This is a genomic window from Candidatus Planktophila limnetica (genome assembly GCF_002288365.1).
GTDB lineage: Bacteria > Actinomycetota > Actinomycetes > Nanopelagicales > Nanopelagicaceae > Planktophila > Planktophila limnetica.
In genome coordinates, this window is sequence record NZ_CP016782.1 from 1,055,843 (window position 1) to 1,081,980 (window position 26,138).

General features: G+C 44.2%; 31 protein-coding genes, 1 tRNA gene and 1 other RNA gene. 6 read left to right on the forward strand and 27 right to left on the reverse strand.

Going from position 1 to position 26,138, the window contains the following annotated elements; genetic code table 11:
* Positions 1-3: 3 nt before the first annotated feature.
* Positions 4-2,607, reverse strand: a complete 2,604-nt coding sequence (locus tag PHILAsVB114_RS05525; RefSeq protein WP_095698376.1) for a LuxR C-terminal-related transcriptional regulator — start codon at positions 2,605-2,607, stop codon at positions 4-6.
* A gap of 78 nt (positions 2,608-2,685) precedes the next feature.
* Positions 2,686-4,245, reverse strand: a complete 1,560-nt coding sequence (locus PHILAsVB114_RS05530; protein ID WP_095698377.1) for a TIGR03767 family metallophosphoesterase — start codon at positions 4,243-4,245, stop codon at positions 2,686-2,688.
* A 25-nt stretch (positions 4,246-4,270) separates the two neighbouring features.
* On the opposite strand from PHILAsVB114_RS05530, the gene PHILAsVB114_RS05535 reads away from it, so the two are divergent.
* From PHILAsVB114_RS05535 to PHILAsVB114_RS05545, 3 genes are read left to right on the forward strand one after another with little or no spacing between them, the layout of a single operon-like run.
* The gene (locus tag PHILAsVB114_RS05535) at positions 4,271-4,843 is read left to right on the forward strand and encodes a nitroreductase family protein (RefSeq protein WP_095698378.1); all 573 of its coding nucleotides are present in this window, start codon (positions 4,271-4,273) and stop codon (positions 4,841-4,843) included.
* A gap of 10 nt (positions 4,844-4,853) precedes the next feature.
* On the forward strand, positions 4,854-5,153 hold the full coding sequence (locus tag PHILAsVB114_RS05540) for a virulence factor (protein ID WP_095698379.1): 300 nt from the start codon (positions 4,854-4,856) through the stop codon (positions 5,151-5,153).
* A gap of 11 nt (positions 5,154-5,164) precedes the next feature.
* Positions 5,165-6,043, forward strand: a complete 879-nt coding sequence (locus tag PHILAsVB114_RS05545; RefSeq protein ID WP_095698380.1) for a homocysteine S-methyltransferase family protein — start codon at positions 5,165-5,167, stop codon at positions 6,041-6,043.
* On the opposite strand, the gene PHILAsVB114_RS05550 is transcribed toward PHILAsVB114_RS05545, so the two are convergent.
* From PHILAsVB114_RS05550 to PHILAsVB114_RS05590, 9 genes are all read right to left on the reverse strand, one after another.
* A complete protein-coding gene (locus PHILAsVB114_RS05550; protein WP_095698381.1) occupies positions 6,040-6,681 on the reverse strand; it encodes an MOSC domain-containing protein in 642 nt (213 codons plus the stop codon). The two genes, PHILAsVB114_RS05545 and PHILAsVB114_RS05550, sit on opposite strands and share 4 nt — an antisense overlap.
* Positions 6,678-7,199, reverse strand: a complete 522-nt coding sequence (locus tag PHILAsVB114_RS05555; protein WP_236850873.1) for a GNAT family N-acetyltransferase — start codon at positions 7,197-7,199, stop codon at positions 6,678-6,680. The genes PHILAsVB114_RS05550 and PHILAsVB114_RS05555 overlap by 4 nt, the downstream gene beginning before the upstream one ends.
* A complete protein-coding gene (locus PHILAsVB114_RS05560) occupies positions 7,151-8,344 on the reverse strand; it encodes an FUSC family protein (protein ID WP_095698383.1) in 1,194 nt (397 codons plus the stop codon). The genes PHILAsVB114_RS05555 and PHILAsVB114_RS05560 overlap by 49 nt, the downstream gene beginning before the upstream one ends.
* Positions 8,345-8,371: 27 nt before the next feature.
* Positions 8,372-8,716, reverse strand: a complete 345-nt coding sequence (locus PHILAsVB114_RS05565) for an arsenate reductase ArsC (RefSeq protein ID WP_236850875.1) — start codon at positions 8,714-8,716, stop codon at positions 8,372-8,374.
* A gap of 46 nt (positions 8,717-8,762) precedes the next feature.
* A complete protein-coding gene (locus PHILAsVB114_RS05570; protein WP_095698385.1) occupies positions 8,763-9,434 on the reverse strand; it encodes an aquaporin in 672 nt (223 codons plus the stop codon).
* A gap of 4 nt (positions 9,435-9,438) precedes the next feature.
* Positions 9,439-9,915, reverse strand: a complete 477-nt coding sequence (locus PHILAsVB114_RS05575) for an SRPBCC family protein (protein WP_095698386.1) — start codon at positions 9,913-9,915, stop codon at positions 9,439-9,441.
* The gene (locus tag PHILAsVB114_RS05580) at positions 9,916-10,305 is read right to left on the reverse strand and encodes a hypothetical protein (RefSeq protein WP_095698387.1); all 390 of its coding nucleotides are present in this window, start codon (positions 10,303-10,305) and stop codon (positions 9,916-9,918) included.
* Between the two features lie 63 nt (positions 10,306-10,368).
* Positions 10,369-11,190, reverse strand: a complete 822-nt coding sequence (locus PHILAsVB114_RS05585) for an undecaprenyl-diphosphate phosphatase (RefSeq protein ID WP_095698688.1) — start codon at positions 11,188-11,190, stop codon at positions 10,369-10,371.
* Between the two features lie 50 nt (positions 11,191-11,240).
* The gene (locus PHILAsVB114_RS05590; protein ID WP_095698388.1) at positions 11,241-11,453 is read right to left on the reverse strand and encodes a helix-hairpin-helix domain-containing protein; all 213 of its coding nucleotides are present in this window, start codon (positions 11,451-11,453) and stop codon (positions 11,241-11,243) included.
* A gap of 71 nt (positions 11,454-11,524) precedes the next feature.
* Between PHILAsVB114_RS05590 and PHILAsVB114_RS05595 the strand changes: the two genes are divergently transcribed.
* Positions 11,525-12,250 (forward strand): DNA alkylation repair protein, encoded by a 726-nt coding sequence (locus PHILAsVB114_RS05595; protein ID WP_095698389.1) that lies wholly within the window; start codon positions 11,525-11,527, stop codon positions 12,248-12,250.
* Positions 12,251-12,272: 22 nt separating this feature from the next.
* Positions 12,273-12,512, forward strand: a complete 240-nt coding sequence (locus tag PHILAsVB114_RS05600; protein WP_157906157.1) for a MoaD/ThiS family protein — start codon at positions 12,273-12,275, stop codon at positions 12,510-12,512.
* Here the strand turns inward: PHILAsVB114_RS05600 and moaA are convergent.
* The 16 genes from moaA to PHILAsVB114_RS05685 form a co-directional block, all read right to left on the reverse strand.
* Positions 12,509-13,507, reverse strand: a complete 999-nt coding sequence (gene moaA / locus PHILAsVB114_RS05605) for a GTP 3',8-cyclase MoaA (RefSeq protein WP_204246776.1) — start codon at positions 13,505-13,507, stop codon at positions 12,509-12,511. The genes PHILAsVB114_RS05600 and moaA overlap by 4 nt on opposite strands.
* Complete coding sequence (locus tag PHILAsVB114_RS05610) at positions 13,504-13,917, reverse strand: molybdenum cofactor biosynthesis protein MoaE (RefSeq protein ID WP_095698392.1); 414 nt, start codon at positions 13,915-13,917, stop codon at positions 13,504-13,506. Before PHILAsVB114_RS05610 ends, moaA begins: the two co-directional genes overlap by 4 nt.
* Positions 13,895-14,380: a MogA/MoaB family molybdenum cofactor biosynthesis protein gene (locus PHILAsVB114_RS05615; RefSeq protein ID WP_095698393.1), complete on the reverse strand. Its 486-nt coding sequence runs from the start codon at positions 14,378-14,380 to the stop codon at positions 13,895-13,897. The genes PHILAsVB114_RS05610 and PHILAsVB114_RS05615 overlap by 23 nt, the downstream gene beginning before the upstream one ends.
* Positions 14,377-14,850, reverse strand: coding sequence for a cyclic pyranopterin monophosphate synthase MoaC (gene moaC / locus PHILAsVB114_RS05620; RefSeq protein ID WP_095698394.1), 474 nt, complete (start codon positions 14,848-14,850; stop codon positions 14,377-14,379). Before moaC ends, PHILAsVB114_RS05615 begins: the two co-directional genes overlap by 4 nt.
* A 544-nt stretch (positions 14,851-15,394) precedes the next feature.
* Entirely contained in the window at positions 15,395-15,811 is a 417-nt protein-coding gene (locus PHILAsVB114_RS05630; RefSeq protein WP_095698395.1) for an ASCH domain-containing protein, read from the reverse strand.
* A gap of 49 nt (positions 15,812-15,860) precedes the next feature.
* On the reverse strand, positions 15,861-16,682 hold the full coding sequence (locus PHILAsVB114_RS05635; RefSeq protein WP_095698396.1) for a WD40/YVTN/BNR-like repeat-containing protein: 822 nt from the start codon (positions 16,680-16,682) through the stop codon (positions 15,861-15,863).
* Between the two features lie 34 nt (positions 16,683-16,716).
* A complete protein-coding gene (locus PHILAsVB114_RS05640; RefSeq protein WP_204246777.1) occupies positions 16,717-17,931 on the reverse strand; it encodes a C40 family peptidase in 1,215 nt (404 codons plus the stop codon).
* On the reverse strand, positions 17,928-18,926 hold the full coding sequence (locus PHILAsVB114_RS05645) for a C40 family peptidase (RefSeq protein ID WP_095698397.1): 999 nt from the start codon (positions 18,924-18,926) through the stop codon (positions 17,928-17,930). Before PHILAsVB114_RS05645 ends, PHILAsVB114_RS05640 begins: the two co-directional genes overlap by 4 nt.
* A gap of 17 nt (positions 18,927-18,943) precedes the next feature.
* Positions 18,944-19,384: a DUF305 domain-containing protein gene (locus PHILAsVB114_RS05650; protein ID WP_204246778.1), complete on the reverse strand. Its 441-nt coding sequence runs from the start codon at positions 19,382-19,384 to the stop codon at positions 18,944-18,946.
* A gap of 153 nt (positions 19,385-19,537) precedes the next feature.
* Positions 19,538-19,933: a hypothetical protein gene (locus PHILAsVB114_RS05655; protein ID WP_095698399.1), complete on the reverse strand. Its 396-nt coding sequence runs from the start codon at positions 19,931-19,933 to the stop codon at positions 19,538-19,540.
* A 124-nt stretch (positions 19,934-20,057) separates the two neighbouring features.
* Positions 20,058-20,413, reverse strand: an RNA gene (rnpB, locus tag PHILAsVB114_RS05660) — RNase P RNA component class A.
* Between the two features lie 61 nt (positions 20,414-20,474).
* Positions 20,475-21,560 carry a bifunctional RNase H/acid phosphatase gene (locus PHILAsVB114_RS05665; RefSeq protein WP_095698400.1) on the reverse strand — a complete coding sequence of 362 codons (1,086 nt, stop codon included), beginning with the start codon at positions 21,558-21,560 and terminating at the stop codon, positions 20,475-20,477.
* Between the two features lie 3 nt (positions 21,561-21,563).
* The gene (locus PHILAsVB114_RS05670) at positions 21,564-22,289 is read right to left on the reverse strand and encodes a zinc ribbon domain-containing protein (protein ID WP_095698401.1); all 726 of its coding nucleotides are present in this window, start codon (positions 22,287-22,289) and stop codon (positions 21,564-21,566) included.
* A 51-nt stretch (positions 22,290-22,340) separates the two neighbouring features.
* A tRNA-Val gene (locus tag PHILAsVB114_RS05675) sits at positions 22,341-22,415 on the reverse strand.
* 39 nt (positions 22,416-22,454) lie between these two features.
* On the reverse strand, positions 22,455-22,913 hold the full coding sequence (locus tag PHILAsVB114_RS05680) for a peroxiredoxin (protein WP_095698402.1): 459 nt from the start codon (positions 22,911-22,913) through the stop codon (positions 22,455-22,457).
* 10 nt (positions 22,914-22,923) lie between these two features.
* The gene (locus PHILAsVB114_RS05685) at positions 22,924-23,304 is read right to left on the reverse strand and encodes a DUF3052 domain-containing protein (protein WP_095698690.1); all 381 of its coding nucleotides are present in this window, start codon (positions 23,302-23,304) and stop codon (positions 22,924-22,926) included.
* Between the two features lie 110 nt (positions 23,305-23,414).
* On the opposite strand from PHILAsVB114_RS05685, the gene aceE reads away from it, so the two are divergent.
* Positions 23,415-26,135, forward strand: a complete 2,721-nt coding sequence (aceE, locus tag PHILAsVB114_RS05690) for a pyruvate dehydrogenase (acetyl-transferring), homodimeric type (protein ID WP_095698403.1) — start codon at positions 23,415-23,417, stop codon at positions 26,133-26,135.
* Positions 26,136-26,138: the final 3 nt, after the last annotated feature.

Here is a 26,138-nt window from a genome sequence, read left to right on the forward strand (position 1 = left end):
GACTTAAATGAGAAAGAGAGATTTCGCTTTCTCAACAGCGCTATGTCGGCCATCGGCTTCAAGCTTGCGATAAATATTGCGAAGGTGGGTTTTCATGGTGTTCTGGGAAACATGCAGTGAAGAACCAATAGCACTGATCGGTTTACCTGTAGATAAATTCTTCAGAATTTCAATCTCTCGCTTGGTCAGGGCTTCTGACATTCCTGAGTTATTTTGATCCTGCTTCTTAAGGCGATCGGCCGCGGCACGTGCCAACTCTTCAAGATAAACAGTTGGGCGCGCCCCAGATGCCTTGATAATCAGATTAAGAACTGCAGGTTTTTGGCGTAAAAGTATTTCGCGAGCACCATATAAAGCTGCCAAATCCAAACACTTTTGCAGATGCCCCAAAGCTTCGGTTTCGCGATCAATTGCTGCGCCAACGTCATTGAGATATTTATCTAACAAATCACGCGGAGTTTTTGTAGGCAGTGTTTCAGAAAGAGCATCTGGAATCTTTTTGCCTTGAAGTTCCATAATCCTTGGTTTGTATCGAGAAACGAGGTTTCCTTCTGGCATGCGATCTAGTAAAGCAACAACGCGATCATAATCTTTTACAACATATCTCAAGAATGCTTCGTTGGCGTCAACTAATGAGCCCAACTGATTAATGCTTGATACCGATTGAATTAATTCGCGTTGCTCCTTAATTCCTTCAAAAGCCTCTTCAACTCTTCCTTCCAAAACATACTGCCGCAGTAAATAACCATCGGCAAGGATGTACCAAACTTTTTGTTTTGAAGCCAGAGCAATCGTGCGAACTAGATTAAATGCATCTAGCGCCTCATCTATCTTTGAAAACTCAAGCAGGCATCTTGCACGAATAAAGTGAAGGTCGGCTGACCCAGAAATACCTGTGTAATCATTAATCTCAGCAGTTTCAATTCCTGTGCAAGCAATTTCAAATGCCTCAAAATAATTACCTTCTGCAAAGCTTGCTGCAGCACTAATAGCATTGACGTAATACATTGGAAGAGGCGCATAATCTAGAGACAAGTAATGTTGTGCTTGGGCATAAATCTGTATACATTCTTCGTAATTTTCAAGAGCCAGGGCTTGATTGGAAAGAAGACGCAGCACATGTAACTTATCTATATTTTCAACATCGCGAACATTTTCTACCGGACTTAAGACGATTTCTGCTTCAATGTTTAATTTGCTTAGATTGCCATTGAATAAATTAATCGTGGCCGAAGAAACGCTTGCTGACTTTTGCAGAAAAACTTCAATTTCCGAATCTTTGATAATTGCCAATAACTCTAAAATAAGGGCTTGGGCTCTTTCGAACTCTAGATTTACAACATGAGCTGCGACTTGAAGACTTAACCGGCGAGGGTAACCGCTTGGGAATTTATCTCCGATGATTTTGCTCCATTGTAGAAGGAAATCACCTTTTCCAGTTGCTGCCATAGTGCGGATGTTGTTCTTGAGAATCCACTGAAGTAACTCATGATCTTCAGATTTAGACGCATGAAAAAGTGCGACTCCAATTTTTTTTCTTTCAAGAAATAAATCGGCTAATTTTTTATGCATTAATGATTGGGCACTCCGCGATTCAGAGAAACGATTTTGCAGTGATTCGCGAATGATGGAATTGAGGTGATACGTGCGGCCAGCATTTGATATTGATGAAATTAATAATCCACCCGTGCACATGCGTGCAAAAAATTCAGGCGCCGCCCGATTCCCTATGAGCAGGTCAGCAATTTCAGCATCAAATTCTTCAACAATACTTAATCTAGTTAATATGTCTAATTCTTCAGCGTTTAAAGATTTGATAATTTCTTCAGCTAAGTAGCTCAGTGGATCTGCTTTATTGGCAATTTCATCTTGGATAGATAGTTCAGTTACACCCTTTTGTAATTTGCGAACTAAGAGTTGAAGGGCTGCTGGCCAACCTTTTGCAGTATCTAGAGTTGCTTTGACATGCAAATTCGTAATATCTAGCCCTGCTAGTTTTGCGATAGCTGCAGTCTCTTGAGAACTGAAAAGTAAATCATCTGGAGTGACCAGATTCAGGTTGCCTAATTTTGCAAATCTTGAATAAGAAGCATCGGGTGCTTTACGGGAAATAAGAACTATGTGAACATTTTCAGGAACACTTTCTACAAAAACTCGCCTAATATCAGAAGATTGGGCGTCTAATTCTTCTGCAGAGTCGAGCACCCAAATGAAATTTTCTTTTTGTTCATATATTTCATTTGCCGTTTTTCGAACAATGTCTCCTATATCAAAATCGCTCAGAGAATTTGCCCAGGGCGCAAAGCCTGGAACAGCATTTCGCACAGATTGGATCATGTGTTGCGATAGTTGAATTAAGGAATCTTTGCTGCTCATCTGAGTCCAAATAACTTTAGACGTGCATTGCTTTGCCCACTCTGCGACAAGCGTTGTTTTTCCATAACCTGCAGGTGCAATAACGAGTGTTGCTCCAGGTCTTTTTTCTGATAACAAATTAAACAAATGTTTTCGAGTAATTAAATTATTTGGAAGAGATGGAGCCAATGTTCGCGAGAGCATCACGCCATCAATCACCGAGGGTGATGGCTTCTTGTCACGATTGGGCATGCCTAAGGGTGATACGAATTCGGGAAAATTCCAAGATAGCCCTCACCCATGAGGGGTGATTGGGGGACGCGATATTGCTTAAATACGTGCGCTTAAGCGCAAAACCGTATTTCTCTCATGCGCCTCACCCATCGCCCAATCTGCTGGAATTTTGGCACCGAGTGAATCACGCTTCTGCCAGACATTTGCACTGATAACTCGAGAAAGGGCTGCCATTTCAAGAGTGGCTTTGGCTGTGCCATACGTTGCAGCGGCTGCGTGATCAATAACAGTGAGAGCAAAAAATATTTCACCAGAATCACTTTGGACAATTTCAATCGTGCGACTCTGCTGTGGCCAATCTGCGTGTGAAGCTGTTTCTATCTGCCAGAAACCACGCTCTTCTATTTCAGGACCAATCCACTCAACATGGTGGCGATGAACGTGACCGGCAAGCCAAGCAATGACCTGCGGATACTTAAGAAGCATTTCTGTAATTTCATCAACACATACTCTGCGCCCAGTGGGTGCATAATCGTTAAACATCTTGCTCAAAGGGTGGTGTGAGGCCAATACAACGAGGCGATCACTCATTTTGATTTCATTTTCTAACCATTCAAATTGAGTCACATCAAGAGAACCCTGCCAGCCACCAAATTCGTTGACACTATCAATCGTAATTAACTTTATTTTTCCTACATTTGTTGAGTAATACATGTGCTTTTTCTGCACATGCTCTTCTGTAAATCCATGTCCCTTTGGCGCTCCTGGAGAACTTAAATGCTTCGCAGCATATTCACCGCGTTCAACTGCCTTACGTTTCACATCAGGTGTCACCAGAATGAAAGGTGCATCTTCAGCTCGTGGCAGAGATGCTGGGCCAATTTCATCAAAGGCTCCGAGCGTTTGTTCGAGGGTAAGCGATGACGGTAGGCCAATGAATCTTTTATTGCCAATGATTGACTCTTGGCTATTTTCATCCGGGGTAACAGTTCCTTGCAAGAGTGCATCATGATTTCCATGAACTGCATACCAAGGAAATTTCAAACCTGTGGATTTAATTGGTTTGCGACATGAATCGAGCAAACCCGGGACAACTGGAAAGCCATATTTTGCACGCGCATCATCATCTTGCATACCTGCAGGAGTACCGTGCGGATGCCAGTATTTAACGTCATAGTGTTCTGCGCCATCATCCATCACGCCTTCATACTTGTTGGAATCACCAGAATCTGGCGTGATTTCTACGCCATCTAGTAGAGCGATATACCAATCAACTTCGTTTAGTTGTGCGTTATCGGTTGTATCGCCAGTAATAATCGCAGCATCGATTGGATGTCCCGATAGTGGTCCAGTTGTGACTTTATTGAGCGCCTGAACCATTGATTCGACGACATGGGGTGAAAGCATTGCTTGTGGCCGATAGCAGCCAATTGTTCCAACGACGTCACGGATTGGGCTATCTGGATCAGCCCAACGATCTAGAAACTCTGGGCGCAGCGGTGATTGTGCATCGCACACATGAAGATCAGATAAGTGGTGCATTACAAGTAATGGTTGTGATTGTTTAGGAAATTCTGCGCCGACGTGTGCTTGCTCACTTACTTGCTCGAGTTCTGACCAACCTTTTTCGTTGGGAGATTTTCGAATGAACGTCATTACATAATTCTAATACACTTCGCAGATGAATAAGAGAGCCGATACATCCGTTTCGTTACATCCACTTATCGCAGAGCGATGGAGTCCACGAGCATTTGATGAGAGCGCCACGATTTCCTCCGATGATCTACGTGCAATCTTTGAAGCTGCACGCTGGGCACCAAGTGCATTTAACGCACAACCATGGAAGTTTATTCACGGTGTGCGAGGAGATGAGAAATTTACCCAAATTTCATCTCTTCTTATAGATTTTAATAAGCAATGGGCACCTAAAGCATCCGCTCTCATTCTTGTAAACGCACTTACTTTTCGTGAAGATGGCAAAGAAAATCCGACTGCGTTATACGACACCGGCTTAGCAGTTTCACTTTTAACCCTTGAGGCAAATCATCGCGGCTTTGATGTTCACCAAATGAGTGGTTTTGATAGTCAGGCAGCAAAGGCGACATTCTCACTTGAAGCAGGTGTTGAACCAGTTGCATGCATAGCTGTTGGCAAAAAGACATCTCCTGATTCCTTACCTGATGAAATTAAGGCTCGTGAGGTAGCACCGAGATCTCGTAAATCTCTTGATGAAATAGTTAACATCACTTGGTAGCCTTACGTTCATGAGCGAATATCAAGTAATGCGATGGAGAGAAATCCCTTCAATGGTGATGGCTCGAGATGGTGCGGACACAATCAAAGTGATGTTGCCCGCACGCTTTCAAGAAGCAATTGATGAGGCTGCGATGCGCTTGGGCGAAATAGATGCAGATGCATACACCGCAGGTTGGAACAGAGATCCTTGGACGCAATCTGATGAAGTTCCTGCAGCGCTTGCCGCGCGAATTACCGCATCCCTTGAAGAAGAGTTTCCTGAGAGTAAATTACAAGCAATTCTTGATGCAATGAACCCAACAAACTAACAGGAGTAAAGATGTCTGCCATTTATGACGCACTTGCCAACGCTGTACTCGCATCAGATGGTGCAATGGGAACAATGTTGCAAGAGCGCGGTTTAACAGATGGCGGCGCCCCAGAATTGTGGAATGTTGAAAAGCCAGAAGAAATCGAAGCTGTGCTTGAAGCCTATGCAGCAGCTGGCGCAAAGTTCATAACCACAAATACTTTTGGTGCCACACATGGTCGACTTGAATTACACGGTCTTGCAGATCGCGTCATAGAACTGAATCAAGCAGGTGCAGCAATTGCGCGCAAAGTTGCCGATCGCCATCCTGGTTGTTTTGTCATGGGCGATATTGGTCCATCGGGTGATCTGATGGATCCCATGGGAACTCTTACACCTGAAAGCGCCAAAGAATTATTCTCAGAACAAATCAGAGGTTTAGTTGCAGGCGGCGTCGATGCAATTCTGATTGAAACGATGAGTGATCTCGCTGAAGTAGAAGCAGCCGTTGAAGCAGCAAAAGCAGTTGCACCAGGATTGCCAATTATTGCAACGATGTCATTTGATACAAACCTTCGAACAATGATGGGCGTTAAGCCTGCAATGGCAGTAACCCATCTTTCATCCATAGGTGTGCGCATCATTGGTGCAAACTGCGGTCGTGGCACAGATGAAATGCGTCAAATTGCACAACAGATGGTTGATGCACGCCCAGAAGGTATTTTCATCATTACCCAATCAAACTCTGGACTGCCAAAACTAGTTGGTGACACATTCATGTATGAAGGCACACCAGATGAAATGGCTATCTACGCCGCAGAAATGAAGGCGATGGGCGTCAATATTGTTGGATCATGCTGTGGATCAACGCCTGCACACACACAAGCAATCGCTGCTGCTATCGCTTAATTCTGCGTTGCAGCAATCTTTTGTGACCACTCTTTAAATTCAGTAGACAAGTAAGTCACGTCTTTAATCTGATTTATCTTTGAACGTTCGCCACTTTTTGCCGCAAATAAATCACTGATAGTGACTGTGTGATCGGGTTTGAAGATGACTTCAATTAAATCCCCTGCCTGTGCGCTTCCTTCTTGAATAATTCGAAGGTAAGTACCAGGTCTTCCTGCTTGGGTGAAATCCTTAATCAGAGTTGCACGTTTCCAAAATCCGGCAAAGACGCGACATGGAATGCGTGGTTGTGAAACTTCAAGAATTACTGAGCCAATTTTCCACTGTTCGCCAATAAGAGCGGCGTTCACATCGATACCTTCGGTTGTGAGATTCTCACCAAATCGACCTGCAGGAATCTCTTCGTTGATCTCTTTTTCCCACCACTGTGCATCTTCACGTGCATAGGCATATACGGCTTGCTCGTATCCCCCATGCACATTGGTATCAATGACTCGATCGCCAACAACGCCATTATCTTTAAACTCAATTGCTCCACTAACGCTTCGTTTATCTATTCCGGTGCGTCCTTCACTACCGGTCCACTCACCTTGGTGAAGGACGGAAGTAATGTTTATTGATATGACGCGCGCACTCATGAGCCAAGTTTATTCAAATCTTCACCAGTGACGCGAAAAACTGTCCATTCATCCATGGCAACTGCGCCTTGAGATTTATAAAACTCAATAGAAGGAGTATTCCAATCCAATACCCACCATTGGAATCGCCCGTATCCACGCTCAACACATATTTTCGCTAAGTGCTTTAGGAGTGCAAGACCATAACCTCGCCCACGATATTCAGGTTCGATGTATAGATCTTCGAGGTAAATTCCGTGAGTACCTTGCCATGTTGAATAATTTAAAAACCACAAAGCTGTTCCAATTATGCGATTATCAACTTCAACAACATGGGCGAATACATGCGGATTTGGATTAAAGAGTGCAGTAGTTAATTGTGATTCTGTGGCCACAACTTCATCGGGTGCTTTTTCATATAGTGCTAAATCCTTTATTAGACGCAAAATATCTGCGACGTCGCCTGGCTGTGCTTCTCGAATACTCATGGCTATCTCTGCAAGAACTTTCGGATTGCAAACCAGATCCGTTTTGGCCATTTTGTTGCAAGTGTGACAGGAGAAACTTGCATAACTTTTGTTTGTGCAGGCTCATCAGGTGTGGTCACATCACTTAAGGCCGGTGAACTCTCATCAAGTGAATCAGCAATGCGCTCAATATTGGAGACCAGCGAAATATTTCTTACAAACTCTTCTTGATCAATTCGATCAGTTTCGGCAATTAATTCTTCCGCCAGTGTCGCTGCCGCCAATCGTAAATCTTCGGCAATATTGAGTGCTCTCTGTCCTGCGCTATGTGTTTCGATTGATTCAGCCTTTGATGTAATGGCATAACTTGTTGCAGATAATGCGTTTCCTATTTGACGGTTAGCAAATTGTGTAACGCCTCCTGCAACGGCTGAATCAAAGAGCGTGCGAGCAATTGTTCGAACCTGCACCACTGTGTGCTCCATCGCAACTCCGCGCAGATAAAGTGCGTCAGCTTGGTCTGCTTCGGCAAGGGGTGACCAACGTGCATATTTCTTTGCTTCAAGTGATTGCGATCGAACATTTGGAATATCTTCAATCAAAACCCGAGCACGTGATAACCATTTACCCGCTTCGGCTTGTGAATATCCACTGGCAACTCCTTCTGCCATCACACCGAGTAACTCTGCAGATTTCTTACCCAGTCGTGAGATTTGCTCAATAGTTCGACCCGCTGGTGTGCTTGCAAGAGAAAAATAAGAAAAGACAATGGCAACGGCTGCGCCAATAAATGTTGAAAACAAGCGAGTTTCTGCTGTGCTGCTATTAATTCCCGGGCCAATGACAATCAGTGCTGTAACTGGAACGTTTATTGATGCAACTTCTCCTAAGTGCAATGCACGTGCGACGACTGAACAGAGCAATACAGTTGTTGCAACAGCGATGAAGCCAAAGTCAAAGTAATAAACAGTAAGCAGTGCTATTCCACCACCTATGGCAGTACCTAGGATTTGTCCCAGTCCTTCGCGGATGGACTTAAACATAGAAATCCGGACACTCAAGCTGCAGACAATTGCGGCGACTAATCCACCGCCATCAAAGGCTAGTTCTCCTACAAACCATGCCGAACCTGCTGCAAGGCTAACAACAACAATTTGTCTTACCCAGATTATGCGGTTGGTAAAGAGCGCGACGATACGAGAAAAAAAGCGCTTCATGTGGCAAGTCTATTGCGTCAGAATTTATTACGAGAGAAGCTCAGATAAGAGTTGCTCAACTCGTTTCTTAATGTCATCACGAATAACGCGCACAGATTCAATTCCTTGGCCCGCTGGGTCATCTAGTACCCAATCTTCATACCGTTTGCCTGGATAGAAGGGGCACGCATCTCCGCATCCCATAGTGATTACGGCATCAGATTCTTGTACCGCCTCTGGTGTTAAGACTTTAGGTACATTATTGGAAATATCAATTCCAACTTCTTGCATAGCTTGTACAGCGATTGGATTTATTGAATCTTTTGGAGCAGATCCGGCGGATAAAACTTCTACCCGGCCTGCGCCAAGTGAGTTCATAAAACCGGCTGCCATTTGTGAACGCCCCGCATTGTGGACACACACGAAGAGAACGGTTGGTTTAGGCGAAGACATCTTCTTCCTTCTTTTGTGCAGTCAATAGAGATGCGATTAAGACCCCTAGTACAGCACCGATGCATTGCGCCAAGATGAACAGCGGCACAGATTTCAGTGAAATCCCAGAAAAAGACTCACTTAATGTTCGCGCAAGAGTGATTGCTGGGTTTGCGAAAGATGTTGAGGATGTAAATATGTAAGCAGCACCTATCCAGGCAGGTACGACGACGGCAGCCATTGATCCACGCTTTTGATGCTGAAGAAGCAGAATAATCATAAGTAACCCGGCTGTCGCAACTACTTCTGCGAGAAAGAGATAGTTTCCACTTCGAGTGTATGTGGATTGCTCAATAGCCTTCTTGTTAAACATCAGGTTTGCGAGCACTGCTCCACTGGCTGTTCCTAGTACCTGCGCGAGAACATAGAAACCAGCTTCTTTTATTGAAATGCGCTTATAAAAGAGTTCGGCCGCTGTAACGAGCGGATTGAAATGCGCACCACTAATTGGTGAAAAAAGAGTGATAATTATGAACAACATAAACACTGTCGTAATTGTGTTTACAAAAAGTTGAATGGCAATATCTTGAGTCAAAATTGTGACCATAATGCCTGAGCCGACAACGCTGGCTGCCAGCAATAGTGAACCTAAAAACTCAGCAGATAACTTCTTTACCATTTATTTATCCTTCGCTAGCGGCCTTGAGTTGGACCAATGTTTTGGCAACTGCTCTCTGTGTAAAAGGATAAGCCTTGCGAAGAGATAACCATGCTTTAGCGATAAGTGGCGCGCGGGAAGCATCAAAGGATTCTGTTACTTGCGTACTTTGAGGCCCGATGTTCACTAATTCGTAACGCCAAATCCACCTACCAACATGGCGCCAAGCGATTAATGAATTTTCTTGATATTCAGTTACGGTGTTGAGAATTCGATAATTGACGCCCAAATGCATTTTCATTCCAAATTTTGATCCAAGGACTAATTTATGTGGACCGCTGATATTTTCTTGAATAGTGTTTGATCCATCGATTTCTTTGTGTCGCTGTGGATTTGAGAGGATTGCAAAAATCTTCTCTGCAGGAGCATTAATGACGATTCTCGCTGATTTAATCTGTCCGTTGCCAGTTTCTAGAATTTCAGAGCGTGTATTTTTGTCCATTTATTTTCTCAAAAATGTTGTTAGGTACCCCAAACTAAACAAGAAACCGACGGCAGCATAGGCAATTGTGAACCATCCGTATTCAGCAGGAATCAATAGTGTGAGCGCTCCCAAAGCTGCGGCAGAAATAACCATTACGCGAGCAGAAAAAACAACACTTGTTTCACTTCCAAAGCGAGCTACTGAGAGCATATTTCCGGTTAATGCAATCAATGTAATTGCGATCATTCGCATTGACCATTGCAGTGAATCAGTGCTTTCTAAATTAAGTAATTCTAAAAATGTTTTAGGATCTACAAGTAAAAACAATGCACTAAGCCCAAAAACTGTAGCGCCAAACTTTAGAATTGTTCGAAGGCGCTTAATTGCAAGGGCTGAAGTAAAAGACATGGGTAGAGCCTAAACCCAGGTAAATCTAGATTCCAGTACTTGGCTAGCGATATTTTGGGGCGATTATGGTTGGAGCACGCCTGTGGCTAATAAGACCAGAACTGCACTGCCAAAGGCCACTCGATAGATGATAAATGGTGCGAAGCTCTTAGTTGTTACAAATTTAAGCAACCATGCAATCACCAAGTAACCAACAGCAAATGCAATAACAGTTGCTACTAATGTTTCTGACAGTGAGTAAACAGCAACTTGGTTCTCTGAAAGAGCACTCTGTAGTTGGTAAAAACCACTGCCAAAGACAGCCGGTAGTGCCAAAAGGAATGAATAACGAAGTGCGGCTTCACGTGAATATCCAAGATAGCGCCCCATTGCAATGGTTGCACCTGAACGTGAAACACCTGGAATAAGAGCTAACGATTGAGCCAATCCGTAAAGAATTCCGTGCTTCACATTGAGTTCAGAAAGTTCTTTAGTTTTCCCACCAAATCGATCTGCGGCACCTAGTACTAGGCCGAAAACAACCATCATCGTTGCAATGATCCATAATGATCGCAATTCAGTTGTGATCAAATCTTGAGCGAGATAACCAATAACGACAATTGGAACCGATCCCACAATTATGAGCCAGCCCATTTTGGAATCTTGATTACGGGCGTTCTTATTGCTCAAACTTGCAAACCACGCAGAAATAATCCGGGCGATATCTTTTCTAAAGTAGATAAGCACAGCTAACTCTGTTCCTATCTGAGTAATTGCCGTAAACATTGCACCAGGATCAATAGCATTTGGAAAAACTTCGCCCGCAAGGCGCAAGTGCGCACTGGATGAAATAGGAATGAATTCGGTGAGGCCTTGGATGATGCCAAGAATTATTGCTTCAAGCACTGCATCCACCTCACCTCAAAAATATTTAGGTTTAAATAATAGCGATGGAGTTAGTTCCTGAAGGTGATTTTCTTACCGTGCATCACAACTTTTAATCTAGCAATTGCACTTTTGCCCATACCGTGAAGATTTGTAAGGTCCTCTAGTGAAATCTTGCGAAGGTCTGAGACTTTATAGAGCTTGGCATCAATGAGTGCCTTGCGCGCCGGCGCTGCCAAGCCAATAGCGCGCCATTCTTCATCTATTTCTTCGTAATTGCTCATGTGACTTCTCCAAGGACTACTGGGAATATTTCAATACTAGCCTTAATCATTTATAAAAGTAAGATTTGAGTATGAGCGCAAGCCAAGTTCTACAAGAGATTAAATCGCTCGCAAACACAGGTAGGGCATTTGATCTTCAACGCTTCTTTCAGACTGCCCCTGGTCAATATGGCGAAGGCGATATTTTTCTTGGTTTAGTTGTTCCAGAAGTGCGGATGATTGCCAAAAAATACAAAGATCTTTCACTTAAAGAGATTGAAATTCTCACAAGTTCTAAGTTCCACGAAGCACGACTTTGTGGCCTCATCATTTTGACTCTTCAGTACAAAACGCTCAAAGAGCGAAACGAAAAGAAGAAGATTTTTGATGCCTATATGAAATCGTTGCAAGCGGGTCATGTAAACAATTGGGATCTTGTAGATGTGACTGCACCCATCATTGGTGAGTACCTGATTGATTCAGATGATCCATACATTTTGCTCTATAAATTAGCTGGAAGCAGATCGCTCTGGCAACGCAGAGTTTCTATGGTTTTTACATTCGCCTTTATTCGTTCAGGTGACATCGAACCAACCTTTGTAATGGCAGAGAAATTACTCGGTGACAAACATGATTTGATCCACAAGGCAGTTGGCTGGGCTTTGCGAGAAGCTGGCAAGCTCAATGGGATTGCTCTTCGAAAATTCCTAACAGCGCATTCACACGAGATGCCACGAACAATGTTGCGTTACTCCATAGAGAAGTTTTCTGAGCGTGAACGAAAGAAGTGGTTGCTAGAAAGCAAAATGGTTAAGTAAATCCTGATGTAAAGTTCTGAACGTGGCGATAGTTAACTTTTATGCAGCGGCGCGAGCAGCCAGTGGAGTTTCAGAGTCACAAATTGACGGTTCCACACTCGGAGAAGTAATTGCATCCGCATCTGCCCAGCATCCACAACTTGTTGCGATATTGCCTGGGTGTTCATTTTTAGTAAATGGTGCAGCAGAATCAAATAACGATCTGAAAGTTGGCGCAGGCGATGTCATAGACATCTTGCCTAGATTTGCTGGTGGGGCTTAACCGCCGATTGCAGACATCGGACGAGATGGCTGAATAAAGCTTGGATCGTTAATTCCGTGGCCAGGTAATTTATCTTTCACTGTTACATGGAATTTAGAAATCAGTGCTTCAATCTTTTCTTCCTCACTTAAGTCAGAGCGAAGAATGCCACGCAAGTCTGTCTCTTTCATTGAGAATAAACATGAACGCAGTTGACCATCAGATGTCAGGCGAATGCGATCGCATGCTCCACAAAATGGGCGACTAACGCTTCCGATAATGCCAACAGTTGCTGGACCGCCATCGATTAAGAACTCCTCTGCAGGCGATGAACCACGGTAATCAACTGGTGAAAGTTTGTACTTGCTGCTGAGTTGTTCAAATATTTCATCGGCTGTTATGAGTTCGGCGCGATTCCAAATGCCGCCGGCATCTAATGGCATCTGTTCGATGAAGCGAAGATTTAAATCTTCGGCCAGCGCCCAATCTAATAAACTCGTGACTTCTCCATCGTTTATGCCGCGAAGTAACACTGCATTAATTTTTACCGGCAATAAGCCCGCATCTTTAGCCGCTTGTATCCCTGCAAAAACATCGTCTAGTCGATCTCGGTAAGTCATCTTCTTAAATACTTCGCGATCTAGAGTATCCAAGCTGATGTTAATGCGACGAAGTCCCGCATCAAATAATGGTGTGGCTAACTTTGCCAAGGCAAGTCCATTTGTTGTCATAGACAAAATTGGTGGGTTTTCAATGGCTGAAATACGAGAAACGATTTCAACAATATCTGGGCGTAAAAGTGGTTCTCCGCCAGTTAGGCGAATTTCATCGATACCTTGTGAAACGCCAACTTTGATAATTGAAATCAACTCATCAGTTGTTAGAAGTTCATCCGATGGCAACCAAGCAGCAAAATCATGTGGCATACAATATGTACAGCGAAGGTTGCATCGATCAGTTAAAGAAACTCGTAGGTCTCGGTGACCTCGCCCGTATGTGTCAACCAGCTGTGTCATGCGCTGTTCACCCATTCGTTAGTGCCATCAGCGAAAACTTGATACTTCCATATTGGAAGTTCTTCTTTTACGGTGGAAACAATCTCTTCACACGCTGCAAATGCCGGACCACGATGTACTGCAGTTACAACAACAGCGAATGCAGTCTCGCCCATCGCAATTTCGCCATATCTATGTGCAACGGCTACCGCTATAACATCATGTTTGGCCGCAATTCGATATGTTATCTCTTCGATAACACCCTGAGCACTTGGATGCACCTCATAAGTCAAAGATTTAACGCTCTTATCAGCATCGTTATCTCTCACATCGCCAGAAAAGCTTGCTACTGCTCCTGCTTGATTTGTTTTGAGAGATTCCGCTAAAGAATCTACTGAAATTTTCTCTTTAGTTACTAGGGCTGTGATCATGTCCGGCCAATTGATCGTGGATGTGAGATGCAAGTCTTTCAATAATAACTAAGCCATCTTTTGCGGCCCCTGGCGATCCAGGTAAATTAATAATTAAGGTCTTATTTGTTACACCTGCGGCGCCGCGAGATAAATCTGTTGTTGGCACTTTGTCCCGCGAATATGCACGCAGTGCTTCCAGAATTCCTGGCATCTTTTTTTCGATCAGCGGCTCAGTTGCTTCCGGTGTCACATCTAGCGGTGAAATCCCAGTGCCACCAGTAGTAACAACTAAATCAAGACCATCTTTGATTGCGGACTTAATTGCTGATGCAATTTTTTCGATGTCATCTGGTAGTACTTCAACGGCATCGATTTGATAACCCAGAGCCTTCAAACCTTGAAGCAGAATCTGACCTGAAGTATCTTCATACACGCCATTAAATGCTCGATTACTCGCCGTGATTACTGCAGCACGTTTCATGTGCGCTTCCAGTGGCCGTTTCTTCCGCCATCTTTTTCATCGACTTGAATATGTTCAATCGTGGCCCCTGGGTCCAACGCCTTTGTCATATCGATAATTGTGAGTGCGGCAATTGAGACTGCAGTGAGTGCTTCCATCTCCACGCCAGTGCGATCAGATATTTTCACAGTTGAATAGATTTTTACTCCATCATCGGCAATTTCTAAATCCACATTCACACTCGAAATAGAAATTGGATGACATAAAGGTATAAGTTCTGCCGTTTTCTTAGCTCCCATAATTCCCGCTATTCGGGCTGTGGCCAAAACATCACCTTTCGGCGCTTTGCCTTCTGCAATCAAGGACAACACAGATTTACTTAACAAAACTTTTCCAGATGCGCTGGCACTGCGTTGGGTAATATCGCGATCTGATACATCAACCATGTGGGCATTGCCCTCATCATTGATATGGCTTAGCTTCTCGCTCATCCGTGAATCTTAATCGGATTCAGCGCTGCGAAAGAAGTGAGATAAAAGCAATGCCTGAAATCAAGCGCAAAGAAAATAGAAAGAGCCCTGATTTCTCAGGGCTCCTTCATGCATATCTGGTGCAACTCTTTTGACCACTACCAATAGGTCGAGTCGAATCAGTTAAGACTGTGGTGGAGACGACGGGGTTTGAACCCGCTCCGATTGTTTGGTAAACGAACAGGCTGCCAATTACAACACGCCCCCATCACGCGAGCGAAGTTACGCAATTACGAAGTGGTGAAATTTTGAATTGGATGAACCTGTGCATGAAGTGGTTCTGTGGGCAGCAAAAAGGACTTGGTTTTACCCAAGTCCTAATTACTACCAAACAACCGTGGTGGAATTATTGCACAAAACAAACTCTGCTGCATAAAAGCAAGAGGGACTTGGCTATTAACCAAGTCCCGATTACTACCAAACTATTGTTGGATAAGTATGGCACAAAACTAAAGTTACTCGCAGTAACAATTGCTGAAAAGAAGTATCGTTCTGTAATCCGCAATTACACAGTGTGCCTGAGATCCTCGATCAGATCAAAGTAAACGAGCACAATCTCAGTTTCATTCTTAATTGGCAATCCGAGCTTCGACCAAAACGCAAAGTGACTTTCTCTAAAGTCATCACCGTTTAGGTCACCTTCTGCCTCTGCAAGAGCAAATTCATCTGGCACTTCTGCAAACTTTTTGACTTCGACTCGAGTAACTTGAATCGTTGCAATATGTTGATTCAAATTATCGATTACTGCTAATTTTTCTCCAACGGTTTCGATCGGCTCATTCTCTGCGACGTAATCCCATTCGAGAGTACCCGCTGTTGCCCGCTTATTTCCATCAAGGATGAGTGAAATTAGTTTGTCACGGGATTGACCAGGGTTGCCAAATTCAACAGTGCGCAATCCATTAACAATTGGAAATGTCATACCAGCAAGTTTACTGGGATGAAAAAGAAGAGTCGCCCTATTAGCCGCACTAAGAAAATATCTTGAATTTTTTGCCTTCATTTTTTGATGTATAGATTTCTGAGCCCACAGTCACCAGCATCATCTGATCACTAACGCTAAGAATCCCTGGAGCACCTTTAAATGTACTCTGCTTTGTCCACGTTTTGCCAGAATTTGTTGACTTGTAAAGCGAGGTGCCACTTAACGCATAGAGACCCGATTTGCGCCATTCGATCTGAGTAATTTTTAGCTTATTCTTAATTTTACTTGCTGATTTGAAGGCATTGTCAGTGAGAAGCAATTCAGAATTCTTAATTGCAATAGCCATTGCTGGCATCTCGGGTGAAACAGCAATATCTGTAAAAGTGTTTGTTCCTAGAGAGCTCCAAGTCTTTCCGGAATCTGGTGAATACATCAAATTTCCGCTCTGTGAATCTGCACCGTATAAATCACTTCCGGCACCTTCTAAAAAGTGGAAATCAACTTTTCCAACTAAAGAGATAGCTTTCCACGTTAATCCGCCATCAAGGGATTTCATCACTCCTATTGGGTTTGGCATCTTGGAACCTACTGCAGGGTGTCCGCTTGCCAGCAATGCCTTACCTAAAGTTGTAAACCCCATCACATCAATCTTTTCTTTTCCAACTAACTTCATATCATTCCTGCTAACTAGCTCATAAAGGCCCTCATGAGTTAAGACATGCACTTTGTTTTCCACGACTTTCACATGATGTATATGTGAGACGGAATCAAGAGTTTCTGCACTTGCGCTATTGCCAACCGCCATCAAAGCAACGATCGCGAAGATGGAGAAACTGAGCTTCAAGCCCTTAGCCTCTAACTTTTTCATATCTTTCTCGATTCTCTGTAGTAATTAATTTCTTTCACACTCTGCCCGCATACGGCATCATTCCGGAGACGCTGTAAATATTTGAATACCTCAGACCTGTTGCAGTTGATCTTGCTTCCCACATCATTCCGCCACCTGCGTAAATGCTCATGTGGTGGATGGTGCTTTGAGTTCCCTTGTATGAATAGAAAATTAAGTCTCCTGGCTGCATTTCAGCAATAGGAATCTGCTTGGTATAGGTATAAAACAATCCTGAGTTAAGGCGATCCCAAATAGGCCAACCAAGACCGGCATATTTGTATGCGGCATAGACAAGTCCCGAGCAATCAAAGGAGTTAGGTCCTTCGCTACCCCATACATACGGCTTTTTCGCTAGAACTTGCCGCTTAGCAAATTCAACCGCTTTTAATCGCTGTTCTTCGGTTGTTCGTGACTTCGTAGCACCAGTAGGCCCACCAGTTTTCCAAACTTTAGATTGATTCTTAACTTTACCGGCTTCATTAGATCGAGTTTCTTCCAAGATTGCTAGTTGGCGTTTTTGCTCGAGAGTTATACGAACTCTCTTGGCTGATGCAAGGTCTCGTTGCAATTGATCCTGAACTGCTTGAAGTTTATTAACTTCTTTTTGTTGTTCAGCCTGTGCATCATCGGCTTCTTTCTTTGCTGATGCCACACGTTCGGTAACTTCTAACTGCTTTTGCTTGGCTACTTCAGCAACTGCCTTAGCTCGCTGAGCAATATCTTCAGCGGCCTTAAATCTCTTCAGTGAGGTTCTATTGCCAACACCTAAATTTTCTAAAGTTGATAATTTGTCCATTATTTCTTGAGGGCCACTAGAACTCAAAATAGATTCAAGATCTGAAAGGCCACCACCATTTACATAAGCATGGATGGCCAACTTTCCAATTTCACGATGGGTCGCAGAAACTTCGGCTGCTGCTACTAAATAGGATTCATTTGCAGAATTTAATTCACGAGTGGCCACTAATAAATCTGCCTTTGCGACCGTATATTTTTTCTGTGCTTGATCCGCGATAGCACTCAACTGCTTTAGGTTTCCCTTTGCGCGTGCTAGTTTTTTTAATGCTTCATCTGCGATTTTTTTCTTTGCTAATTCAGCTTTTTTCGCAGCTTCAATTTGTGCAAGTGTGGGTTTATGGGATGTTGCATGGCTTGCACTCATTGGGGTCGAGAATGCAAGAACAAAAATCATTGCGGCAACAAGAAAGTTTTTATGGATTAACTTCATAGCCTTCTGGCTCCAACAAATGGCTTTCTTCCAAACATTTTCGTTAACGGCACTACTTCGACTTTTTTGCCTGGTCTTGGAGCTTGAACCATTTTTCCGCCGCCCATATATATCGAGACATGGCTAATTGGTTTACCAAAGAAGAGTAAATCCCCCGGCTTTACATTCGAGTAAGCGACTGACTTTCCGTATTTAACTTGCACTCGTGAAGAGTGAGGCAGAGAAATGCCTGCCTTTTGGAATGCTCGCATAGTTAATCCCGAACAATCCCATCTTGTTGGACCAGCAGCTGCCCATACATAAATATCACCAATTTGTTGTAGTGCGAACTTGAGTGCAATGGATCCGCGGGTGTTGTCACCCTTATAAGAAGCGGCATATCCTTTTGAATCATTTAGTATCTTATTTTCTCGAGCGGCTTCTTCTCGAAGAAGACGTTCTCTATCCGCCTTCGCAAGTGATTTAAGAAGTTTTTCGGCCTTAAGCAATGCACTCTTTGCTTCCAGAACTTGGCGATTAAGTCGTTTCTCCTCAGCAATTAGCAGCGAAGTACGATCTGCAATTACCAACTGTGTGGCTTGGACTTTTTGTTTTGTTGTTTCAAATTCCCGCAACTGCTTTGAATATCCTTTGCTTAAGCTATCTAATACCGAGGCATCGGAAAGGTACTTCGTTGGGTCAGATGAAAATAGTAATTCAAATGTTCCACCAAAACCACTTCCTTGAAATTCAGAAATTGCAATTTTTGCTAAAACTTTGCTTACAATCCGTAATTCTTCTTGAATTACCACCTCACGTTGTTGCAGTGCCCCCGTCTCCTTCTGAAGTGATTTAATTCTTATCTTCGCTTCGTTTGCTGCTTCATATTTTTCGGCAGCCAAAGTTCTTAGTCGGTCAATATCACGCTGCACAGATGCCACCGTTGGTGCAGCCTGAGCTTGAACAGACTGCACCATGAAAGCGAGAACAAGCAGTGAGGCGATGACTCTCTTCATATTATTGACCTTGGACCTTATTTACTCTTAGTAAGTAATTTCTTCATGAGTGTAATTTCAGCAGATTGTCCTGTTCGGATATCGGTTGCAATCTTCTTGGCTTCACTATTTTTTGTGCGATCAAGCATAGAGACCATATCTAAAGCACCTTCATGATGAGCAATCATCGCTTTAAGGAAAGCAGTATCGAATTTGGTGCCTTTAAGTTTCTTAAGAGCAATCAGGTCGCTTTTAGAGAGCATGCCGCCCATACCCATGTCGTGTCCCATTGTCATTGATGACTTAGTAGCTGTCAGCCAATACTTCAACTGACTAATCTCTTTTCCTTGCGCAGCAATAATTTCCTTAGCAAGCTTCTTTACTTCTGGGCTGGCGCCATTTTTGAGGGCCATGTTGGACATATCTATGGCTTGTTGGTGATGGGGAATCATGCCTTGAGCGAACATGATTTCATTCATGCCTAGATTTTTTAGAGAATTGGCATGTGAACTAGCCGATGCGGAATGACTGAAGAAGGGAAGGGAAATAACGGCGAGCAATAAAACAGTTTTCTTTAACATTTTTAGTCCTTTTCTCGATTTGATAAAACAGTTCTTTAAATCGAAGAAGGATTAGATGCGGATGACTCCCAATTGAGGGCGAGAAAGAGCAAGATGGAAAACTTGGGGTCGATAAATAGCCGCTAAGACACGAACTGAGTTCACAAAACTATTCAAACGAGACTTTGGGGCTCTTAAATTAAATAATTTTCTACCAAATAGAAGCACAACGAAGAAAAGTGCCGCACATCCGCTATCTATAAATCGCTCCGTATTAGAAGCAACGTTCAGAGTTTTTGTCACTGTCGTCAGGGCAGAATCATGATCCACATGGTTGTGCTGCATCGTTGCCTGATTGCTGGAGATGGATTGGCATTGATGAGCAATCACCATTCCAGTTGAAAATACTGCCAAGAAAATGGCAAAGAGTAAGGCTATTCGCTTACTGCTTTTAGCCACCATGCGCATGGAAAAACTTTACCAGTTGCCACTTTTTAGGCGACTATTTGAGAAAGACTCTCACATGAATTGTGATTTAAAGTACAGAATTACCCTCAGTCGATGCCCATAAAGCTGCAGAGAAGATAGGTTGAAGAAGAGTCGCCCTATAAGCCGGATCCTGTGGTTCTTGCGAACCGATCACCATCCATCTAGTTACGTAATCACTTACGTAATCAAGCAACCTACCCGTTGACTCGTGCGAGCAGCACTCGAACGCCAACTGCGTGGTCTTGCTTCAGGCGGGGTTTACATAGCTAACTGCATTACTGCAATTACTGGTGGTCTCTTACACCACCGTTTCATCCTTACCAATATTTCTATTGGCGGTTTACTTTCTGTTGCACTGTTCCCGCGGATTGCTCCGGGTGGGTGTTACCCACCGCCTTGCTCTGTGAAGTCCGGACTTTCCTCGGTGTCTTGCGACAACGCGGTGATCCGGGCGACTCTTCAGTAGTTAAGGATACGACAGAGATTAGTGATTAGTAAACGTGATTTATTTACGCGTGAATTAACTTAAATGTGCGTCGTTGCTGACCATGCGCAAGCAACGCAATCCATCACTAGGCCAAATAGTCATAGATGTAATCGATGCTGGAGTGATGTCTATGTGGAATACACCTTCGATAGGTGCCCCAACTGTTATGCGAATTGCGTGGCGAATAACCATGTTGTGAGTTACAACCACAACTTTTTTACCTGGGTATGTGTCAACTAAGTGACTTAAACCCGCTTCAACACGAGCTGCAATAGAGTTATGTGATTCACCATCTTTAGGTGCCACGGCTGTGGATGAAAGCCATGCTTCATATTCTTCGCCGAATTTTTCGCGAACTTCTTGATTAGTTAAGCCATCCCAGTGGCCAAAGGAAAGTTCTGTCCATATCTCATCATCAATTACTTGTAGATGTGTTGATTGCGCGATTGCTTGCGCAGTTTGTTGCGCTCGCTTGAGTGGGGATGCGATTAATACATCTGGCTTTATTTCTTCAATAACTTCTGCAACTGCTGCGGCTTGTGCAAGTCCGGCATCAGATAACCCTGGGTCGTTCTTGCCAGCGCCAGAGAAGCGACGCTCTGGTGTCATTGGTGTATCACCGTGGCGAATTAAGTAAATAGTTGTTGGTACTTCATCAGAGCGCAGCCGATCTGTGAGGTAATTAATTTGAACAGGTGCGTGAGTATCTGATCCGCCGCTTTCATTATCTAGTGCCTTATTAGCCAAGCGATCGGCGTGTGAATTAAGGTCGCGCGGAATCCATGAGTACTTAACTAGCGATGGCGTGTGGGCTGCGCGCGCTTGCGCCGCTAATTCGCGCATATTTGAATGTTTGATCTGCCAACGTCCGCTCATCTGTTCGACAACTAATTTGCTATCCATTTGCACTTCAACAGTTGCATCAGGATCAAGTGAGTGAATGTGAATGAGGCCAGCGATTAATCCTTGGTATTCGGCAACGTTATTGGTTGCAACGCCGATGTAGTCATAGAGCTCGGCAACAATTTTGCCGCCTTCACTGACAACTGCGCCATAACCTGCGGGACCGGGATTGCCACGGGATCCGCCATCTGCGGTTAATGTAAATGCTCTCGCCATTTCTTAAACTCCACGCACCAATATGCAGCGGCATTCTTCGCAACGAACAACTTCATCTTCACTTAAATCTAACATTCGCTTAAGTTCGACTGCGTTTATTGAAAGATTGCACCCGCCGCATTGGCCACCCTTGAGCGCTGCAGCACCTGATCCCCCGCCGCCACGTATTTTTTCGTATAACTCAAGTAGCGCTGTGTCTACAGATTTAGCAGTTTCGCTTCGCTCGTGTGCAATTTTCTCTAGGTCAGAGTTAATAACTGTGACCGCATTCTCTTTCTTAATCTCAAGGTCTGCGATTTGTGCTGCAAGTTCGGACTCTTCTTTTTCAAGTGTGGAAATGCGCTCTTTGAGAGATTCCATACGCATCATGATTTCGAGTTCTACTTCTTCGAGTTCGGCCCGGCGCTTATTAAGCGTTGCTACTTCGTGAGTTAAACCCTCTAAATCTTTAGGGGAACCGGTGCCAGAGTTAAGACGAGCTTCATCGCGGGTAATGCGAGAGACAACTTGTTCAACATCGCCTTCTGCACGGGATAGTTCGCGCTGCACATCACTTGCTTCTGTTTGGGCGCCAATGCGTAAATCGCGTGCATTATTTGCACGAATAGTAAGTGTATTTATCTCAGCAATTTCAGGAAGATTTGCTGCTTTATTTTTTAGAGTTGCAGTGGTGAAATCAAAATTTTGAATATCTAGAATGTGGCGCTGATCGCTGGGGCTGGCTTTCATAACGCCTCCCTGGCTTGGTAAGTGCAATATGTGTAATTGTTTTTCTTTCCCTGGTGGGCGCTGAGGGTTTCGAACCCCCGACATTCTCGGTGTAAACGAGACGCTCTACCACTGAGCTAAGCACCCTTAAGTTCCACCGTTAAGTGGAAGCCTAAGTCTAACCTATTAAAGAGATGCGATTGCACCCTTGTAATCAGCGACGTTACGCGCATCGCCTAGACCATTTACGACCTGCCAACGCAGGATTCCTTCTTTATCAATTACGAATGTGCCGCGAACTGAGCAACCGCGCGCTTCATCAAAAACACCGTATGCCTTTGCTGCGGCGCCGTGTGGCCAGAAGTCTGCAAGCACTGGGAATTTATAACCTTCTGCTTCTGCGAATGCACGTTGTGCATACATTGGATCGCAAGAAACTGCTAGCAATTGCACGTCATCATTTTGAAATGCTGCAAGGTCATCACGCAGTGCACAGAGCTCGCCTGTGCAAATTCCTGAGAATGCGAATGGATAGAAAAGAACTACTACGTTTTTCTTTCCCTTAAAAGATGAGAGTGAAACGTTTGTTCCGTGTTGATCCATCAAATTAAACTCTGGTGCCGCTTGGCCAATTGTTAGTGTCATGTGCGCAAACTTATCGCTTGCCGGCCTTACGTGCCACTAGACGTGTGGCGGTCCAATCTTTTGAAATAGGGATCGTCGATGTTTGGCTTAAGCCAGCAGTCGGCGCCGCATCTTGGATCTCACTTGGTTCAACGTGATAGGGGCGACCAAGTTTTGGTGTTAGTACCCAAATTGGTCCAGCTTCAGAGAGGTAGGTAAGTGCGTCAACTAATTCATCGACAAGATCGCCATCACCATCTCGCCACCACAAAATAACTGCATCAACTACTTCGTGATTATCGCTTCCTAAAAATTCAGTACCGGTGATTGCTTTTATAGATGCACGGAGTTCGTCATCACACTCATCGTCATAGCCAACCTCAAGTACAAGGTCGCCTTGGGCTACTCCCAGTCTGCTTGGCACGGGCTAAGTCCACACAATGATTGGCGCGAGCGCAAGTGTTTTCCTGCTATTCATTGCTTCAATTTCCACTAACTGCCCAGTACGTGGAGAATACGTCTATGAGCGAAACATTTGAGGCGCCAGATCAGATCATCGAACAGCTAGTCGATGTGGACCCAAGTGAAACCGCTGAATGGCAAGCATCCTTTGATCAAGCCCTCAAACATGCAGGACCGGTACGCGCTCGTTACTTAATGCTCAATTTATTAAAGCATGCACGCGAAAATGGCGTTCCACTCTCCGCACTTCGCACAACTGATTACATCAACTCTATTTCTCCATCACACGAACCAGAGTTTCCTGGAGATGAAGCACTCGAAAAACGCATTCGTCAATTTAATCGTTGGAACGCAGCGATGCTTGTGCATCGCGCACAACGTCCAGGCGTTGGTGTGGGCGGACATATTTCAACATACGCATCTTCTGCGTCTTTATATGAAGTTGGCTTTAACCACTTCTTCCGTGGTCAAGATCATCCAGGTGGCGGAGATCAAATCTTCTTCCAGGGACACGCATCTCCCGGAATGTATGCACGTGCATTTCTTGAAGGACGCTTTAGCGAAGATCAGTTAGATGGATTCCGCCAAGAACTTTCACATCCTGCTGGTGGATTATCTTCATACCCACATCCACGTCTGATGCCAGATTTTTGGCAGTTCCCAACAGTGTCAATGGGTATTGGTCCAATCAATGCAATTTATCAAGCACGCTTTAATCGTTACTTACATAACCGCGGAATTAAAGACACATCAGATCAACGCGTCTGGGCATTTCTAGGCGATGGCGAAGTTGATGAAGTAGATACTCTGGGCGCAATTGGACTGGCAACACGTGAGAAGTTAGATAACCTCACATTCGTTGTTAACTGTAACTTGCAACGCCTTGATGGTCCTGTGCGCGGTAATGGCAAAATCATTCAAGAACTCGAATCAGTATTTGGTGGCGCTGGCTGGAATGTTATAAAAGTTATTTGGGGACGCGGTTGGGACCCACTTCTTGCCCAAGATCGTGAAGGCGCTCTTGTTAACATCATGAACACAACTCTTGATGGTGATTACCAAACATTTAAGGCAGAAAATGGTGCCTTCATTCGCGAGCACTTCTTTGGTCGCGATCCTCGCACAGCTGCAATGGTTTCTAGTTGGAGCGATGATCAAATTTGGGGACTACAACGTGGTGGACATGATTACCGCAAGTTATTTGCCGCCTATACAGCAGCAGTTCAAGACAATGGTCGCCCAACTGTAATTCTGGCTAAAACAATTAAGGGTTGGACACTTGGTTCACACTTCGAAGGTCGTAACTCAACGCATCAGATGAAGAAGATGACTAAGGAAGATATTTTGCAATTCCGCGATCGTCTGCAGATTCCACTGACAGATGACAAGTTAGATGCGTACTTACCTTCTTATTACCGTCCGCCTGCAGATTCACCAGAGGCAAAATACTTAGCAGAGCGTCGCCAAGCACTCGGTGGATCTATTCCACGTCGCCGCAGCGTTTCAAAGCCATTGGCACAACCAGATGACTCTGCATATGAATCCGTAAAGCGCGGCTCTGGTCATCAGGAAATTGCAACAACAATGGCATTTGTTCGCATGCTCAAAGATCTAATCAAAGATCCAGGTCTTGGCTCTCGCCTTGTTCCAATTATTCCTGATGAAGCGCGCACATTTGGTTTGGATTCACTCTTCCCAACACTCAAGATTTATTCACCAAATGGTCAGAAGTACATGTCAGTTGACCGCGAACTCATGCTTTCCTATAAAGAATCAACTGAGGGAGTAATTCTTCACGAAGGTATTAATGAAGCAGGCTCTGTTGCATCCTTTACAGCAGTAGGTTCTTCATATTCCACACACGATGAACCAATGATTCCTATTTATATCTTCTACTCAATGTTTGGTTTCCAGCGCACAGGAGATGCGTTCTGGGCAGCAGCTGATCAACTTGTCCGTGGATTTGTAGTGGGCGCAACGGCAGGACGTACAACGCTTAATGGAGAAGGCCTGCAACACGAAGATGGTCACTCGCATTTATTGGCTGCGACTAACCCAGCAGTAGTTGCATACGATCCAGCATTTGCCTTTGAACTTGGCCATATTGTTAAAGATGGTTTGCGCCGTATGTATGGACCTAACTCTGAAAATATCTTCTACTACCTCACTGTTTATAACGAGCCTTATGTGCAACCTGCAGAGCCAGAAAATCTCGATGTTGATGGACTCTTGCGCGGTGTTTATCTATACGCACCAGCAACCATCAAGAGCAAGAAAAACGTTCAGTTGCTCGCATCAGGTGTGGGAGTTAATTGGGCGCTGAAAGCACAGAAGTTATTGGCAGAAGATTTCGATGTCGCAGCCTCTGTCTGGTCTGTTACTTCATGGAATGAGCTACGCAGAGATGGTCTTGCAGTTGATCGTCACAACTTACTTAATCCACAAGATCAGCGAACTGCTTACATCACAAGCAAACTAGATGGTGCAAAGGGACCAGTCATTGCGGTCTCAGACTTTATGCGCGCTGTGCAGGATCAAATTGCTCCATGGGTTACCCAACCCTTTGCAGCACTTGGTACTGATGGCTTTGGTTTATCAGATACTCGTGGTGCGCTTCGTCGTCACTTCAAAGTCGATGCAGAATCAATCGTTATCTCAGCGCTTCAGCAACTAGCAGCCCAAGGTGATATCAAAGCTAAGCTCATTGAAGAGGCGATCGATAAGTATCAGATCAATGATGTCCGCGCGGCGGATGCTGGCAACACTGAAGGTTCTGGCTGATTC

Coding starts and splice junctions, on each gene's coding strand:
- PHILAsVB114_RS05525 (WP_095698376.1), bottom strand. CDS start 2,607: ATGCCCAATCGTGACAAGAAGCCATCACCCTCGGTGATTGATGGCGTG.
- PHILAsVB114_RS05530 (WP_095698377.1), bottom strand. CDS start 4,245: ATGACGTTCATTCGAAAATCTCCCAACGAAAAAGGTTGGTCAGAACTC.
- PHILAsVB114_RS05535 (WP_095698378.1), top strand. CDS start 4,271: ATGAATAAGAGAGCCGATACATCCGTTTCGTTACATCCACTTATCGCA.
- PHILAsVB114_RS05540 (WP_095698379.1), top strand. CDS start 4,854: ATGAGCGAATATCAAGTAATGCGATGGAGAGAAATCCCTTCAATGGTG.
- PHILAsVB114_RS05545 (WP_095698380.1), top strand. CDS start 5,165: ATGTCTGCCATTTATGACGCACTTGCCAACGCTGTACTCGCATCAGAT.
- PHILAsVB114_RS05550 (WP_095698381.1), bottom strand. CDS start 6,681: ATGAGTGCGCGCGTCATATCAATAAACATTACTTCCGTCCTTCACCAA.
- PHILAsVB114_RS05555 (WP_236850873.1), bottom strand. CDS start 7,199: ATGGCCAAAACGGATCTGGTTTGCAATCCGAAAGTTCTTGCAGAGATA.
- PHILAsVB114_RS05560 (WP_095698383.1), bottom strand. CDS start 8,344: ATGAAGCGCTTTTTTTCTCGTATCGTCGCGCTCTTTACCAACCGCATA.
- PHILAsVB114_RS05565 (WP_236850875.1), bottom strand. CDS start 8,716: ATGGCAGCCGGTTTTATGAACTCACTTGGCGCAGGCCGGGTAGAAGTT.
- PHILAsVB114_RS05570 (WP_095698385.1), bottom strand. CDS start 9,434: ATGGTAAAGAAGTTATCTGCTGAGTTTTTAGGTTCACTATTGCTGGCA.
- PHILAsVB114_RS05575 (WP_095698386.1), bottom strand. CDS start 9,915: ATGGACAAAAATACACGCTCTGAAATTCTAGAAACTGGCAACGGACAG.
- PHILAsVB114_RS05580 (WP_095698387.1), bottom strand. CDS start 10,305: ATGTCTTTTACTTCAGCCCTTGCAATTAAGCGCCTTCGAACAATTCTA.
- PHILAsVB114_RS05590 (WP_095698388.1), bottom strand. CDS start 11,453: ATGAGCAATTACGAAGAAATAGATGAAGAATGGCGCGCTATTGGCTTG.
- PHILAsVB114_RS05595 (WP_095698389.1), top strand. CDS start 11,525: ATGAGCGCAAGCCAAGTTCTACAAGAGATTAAATCGCTCGCAAACACA.
- moaA (WP_204246776.1), bottom strand. CDS start 13,507: ATGACACAGCTGGTTGACACATACGGGCGAGGTCACCGAGACCTACGA.
- PHILAsVB114_RS05610 (WP_095698392.1), bottom strand. CDS start 13,917: ATGATCACAGCCCTAGTAACTAAAGAGAAAATTTCAGTAGATTCTTTA.
- PHILAsVB114_RS05615 (WP_095698393.1), bottom strand. CDS start 14,380: ATGAAACGTGCTGCAGTAATCACGGCGAGTAATCGAGCATTTAATGGC.
- moaC (WP_095698394.1), bottom strand. CDS start 14,850: ATGAGCGAGAAGCTAAGCCATATCAATGATGAGGGCAATGCCCACATG.
- PHILAsVB114_RS05630 (WP_095698395.1), bottom strand. CDS start 15,811: ATGACATTTCCAATTGTTAATGGATTGCGCACTGTTGAATTTGGCAAC.
- PHILAsVB114_RS05635 (WP_095698396.1), bottom strand. CDS start 16,682: ATGAAAAAGTTAGAGGCTAAGGGCTTGAAGCTCAGTTTCTCCATCTTC.
- PHILAsVB114_RS05640 (WP_204246777.1), bottom strand. CDS start 17,931: ATGAAGTTAATCCATAAAAACTTTCTTGTTGCCGCAATGATTTTTGTT.
- PHILAsVB114_RS05645 (WP_095698397.1), bottom strand. CDS start 18,926: ATGAAGAGAGTCATCGCCTCACTGCTTGTTCTCGCTTTCATGGTGCAG.
- PHILAsVB114_RS05650 (WP_204246778.1), bottom strand. CDS start 19,384: ATGAATGAAATCATGTTCGCTCAAGGCATGATTCCCCATCACCAACAA.
- PHILAsVB114_RS05655 (WP_095698399.1), bottom strand. CDS start 19,933: ATGCGCATGGTGGCTAAAAGCAGTAAGCGAATAGCCTTACTCTTTGCC.
- PHILAsVB114_RS05665 (WP_095698400.1), bottom strand. CDS start 21,560: ATGGCGAGAGCATTTACATTAACCGCAGATGGCGGATCCCGTGGCAAT.
- PHILAsVB114_RS05670 (WP_095698401.1), bottom strand. CDS start 22,289: ATGAAAGCCAGCCCCAGCGATCAGCGCCACATTCTAGATATTCAAAAT.
- PHILAsVB114_RS05680 (WP_095698402.1), bottom strand. CDS start 22,913: ATGACACTAACAATTGGCCAAGCGGCACCAGAGTTTAATTTGATGGAT.
- aceE (WP_095698403.1), top strand. CDS start 23,415: ATGAGCGAAACATTTGAGGCGCCAGATCAGATCATCGAACAGCTAGTC.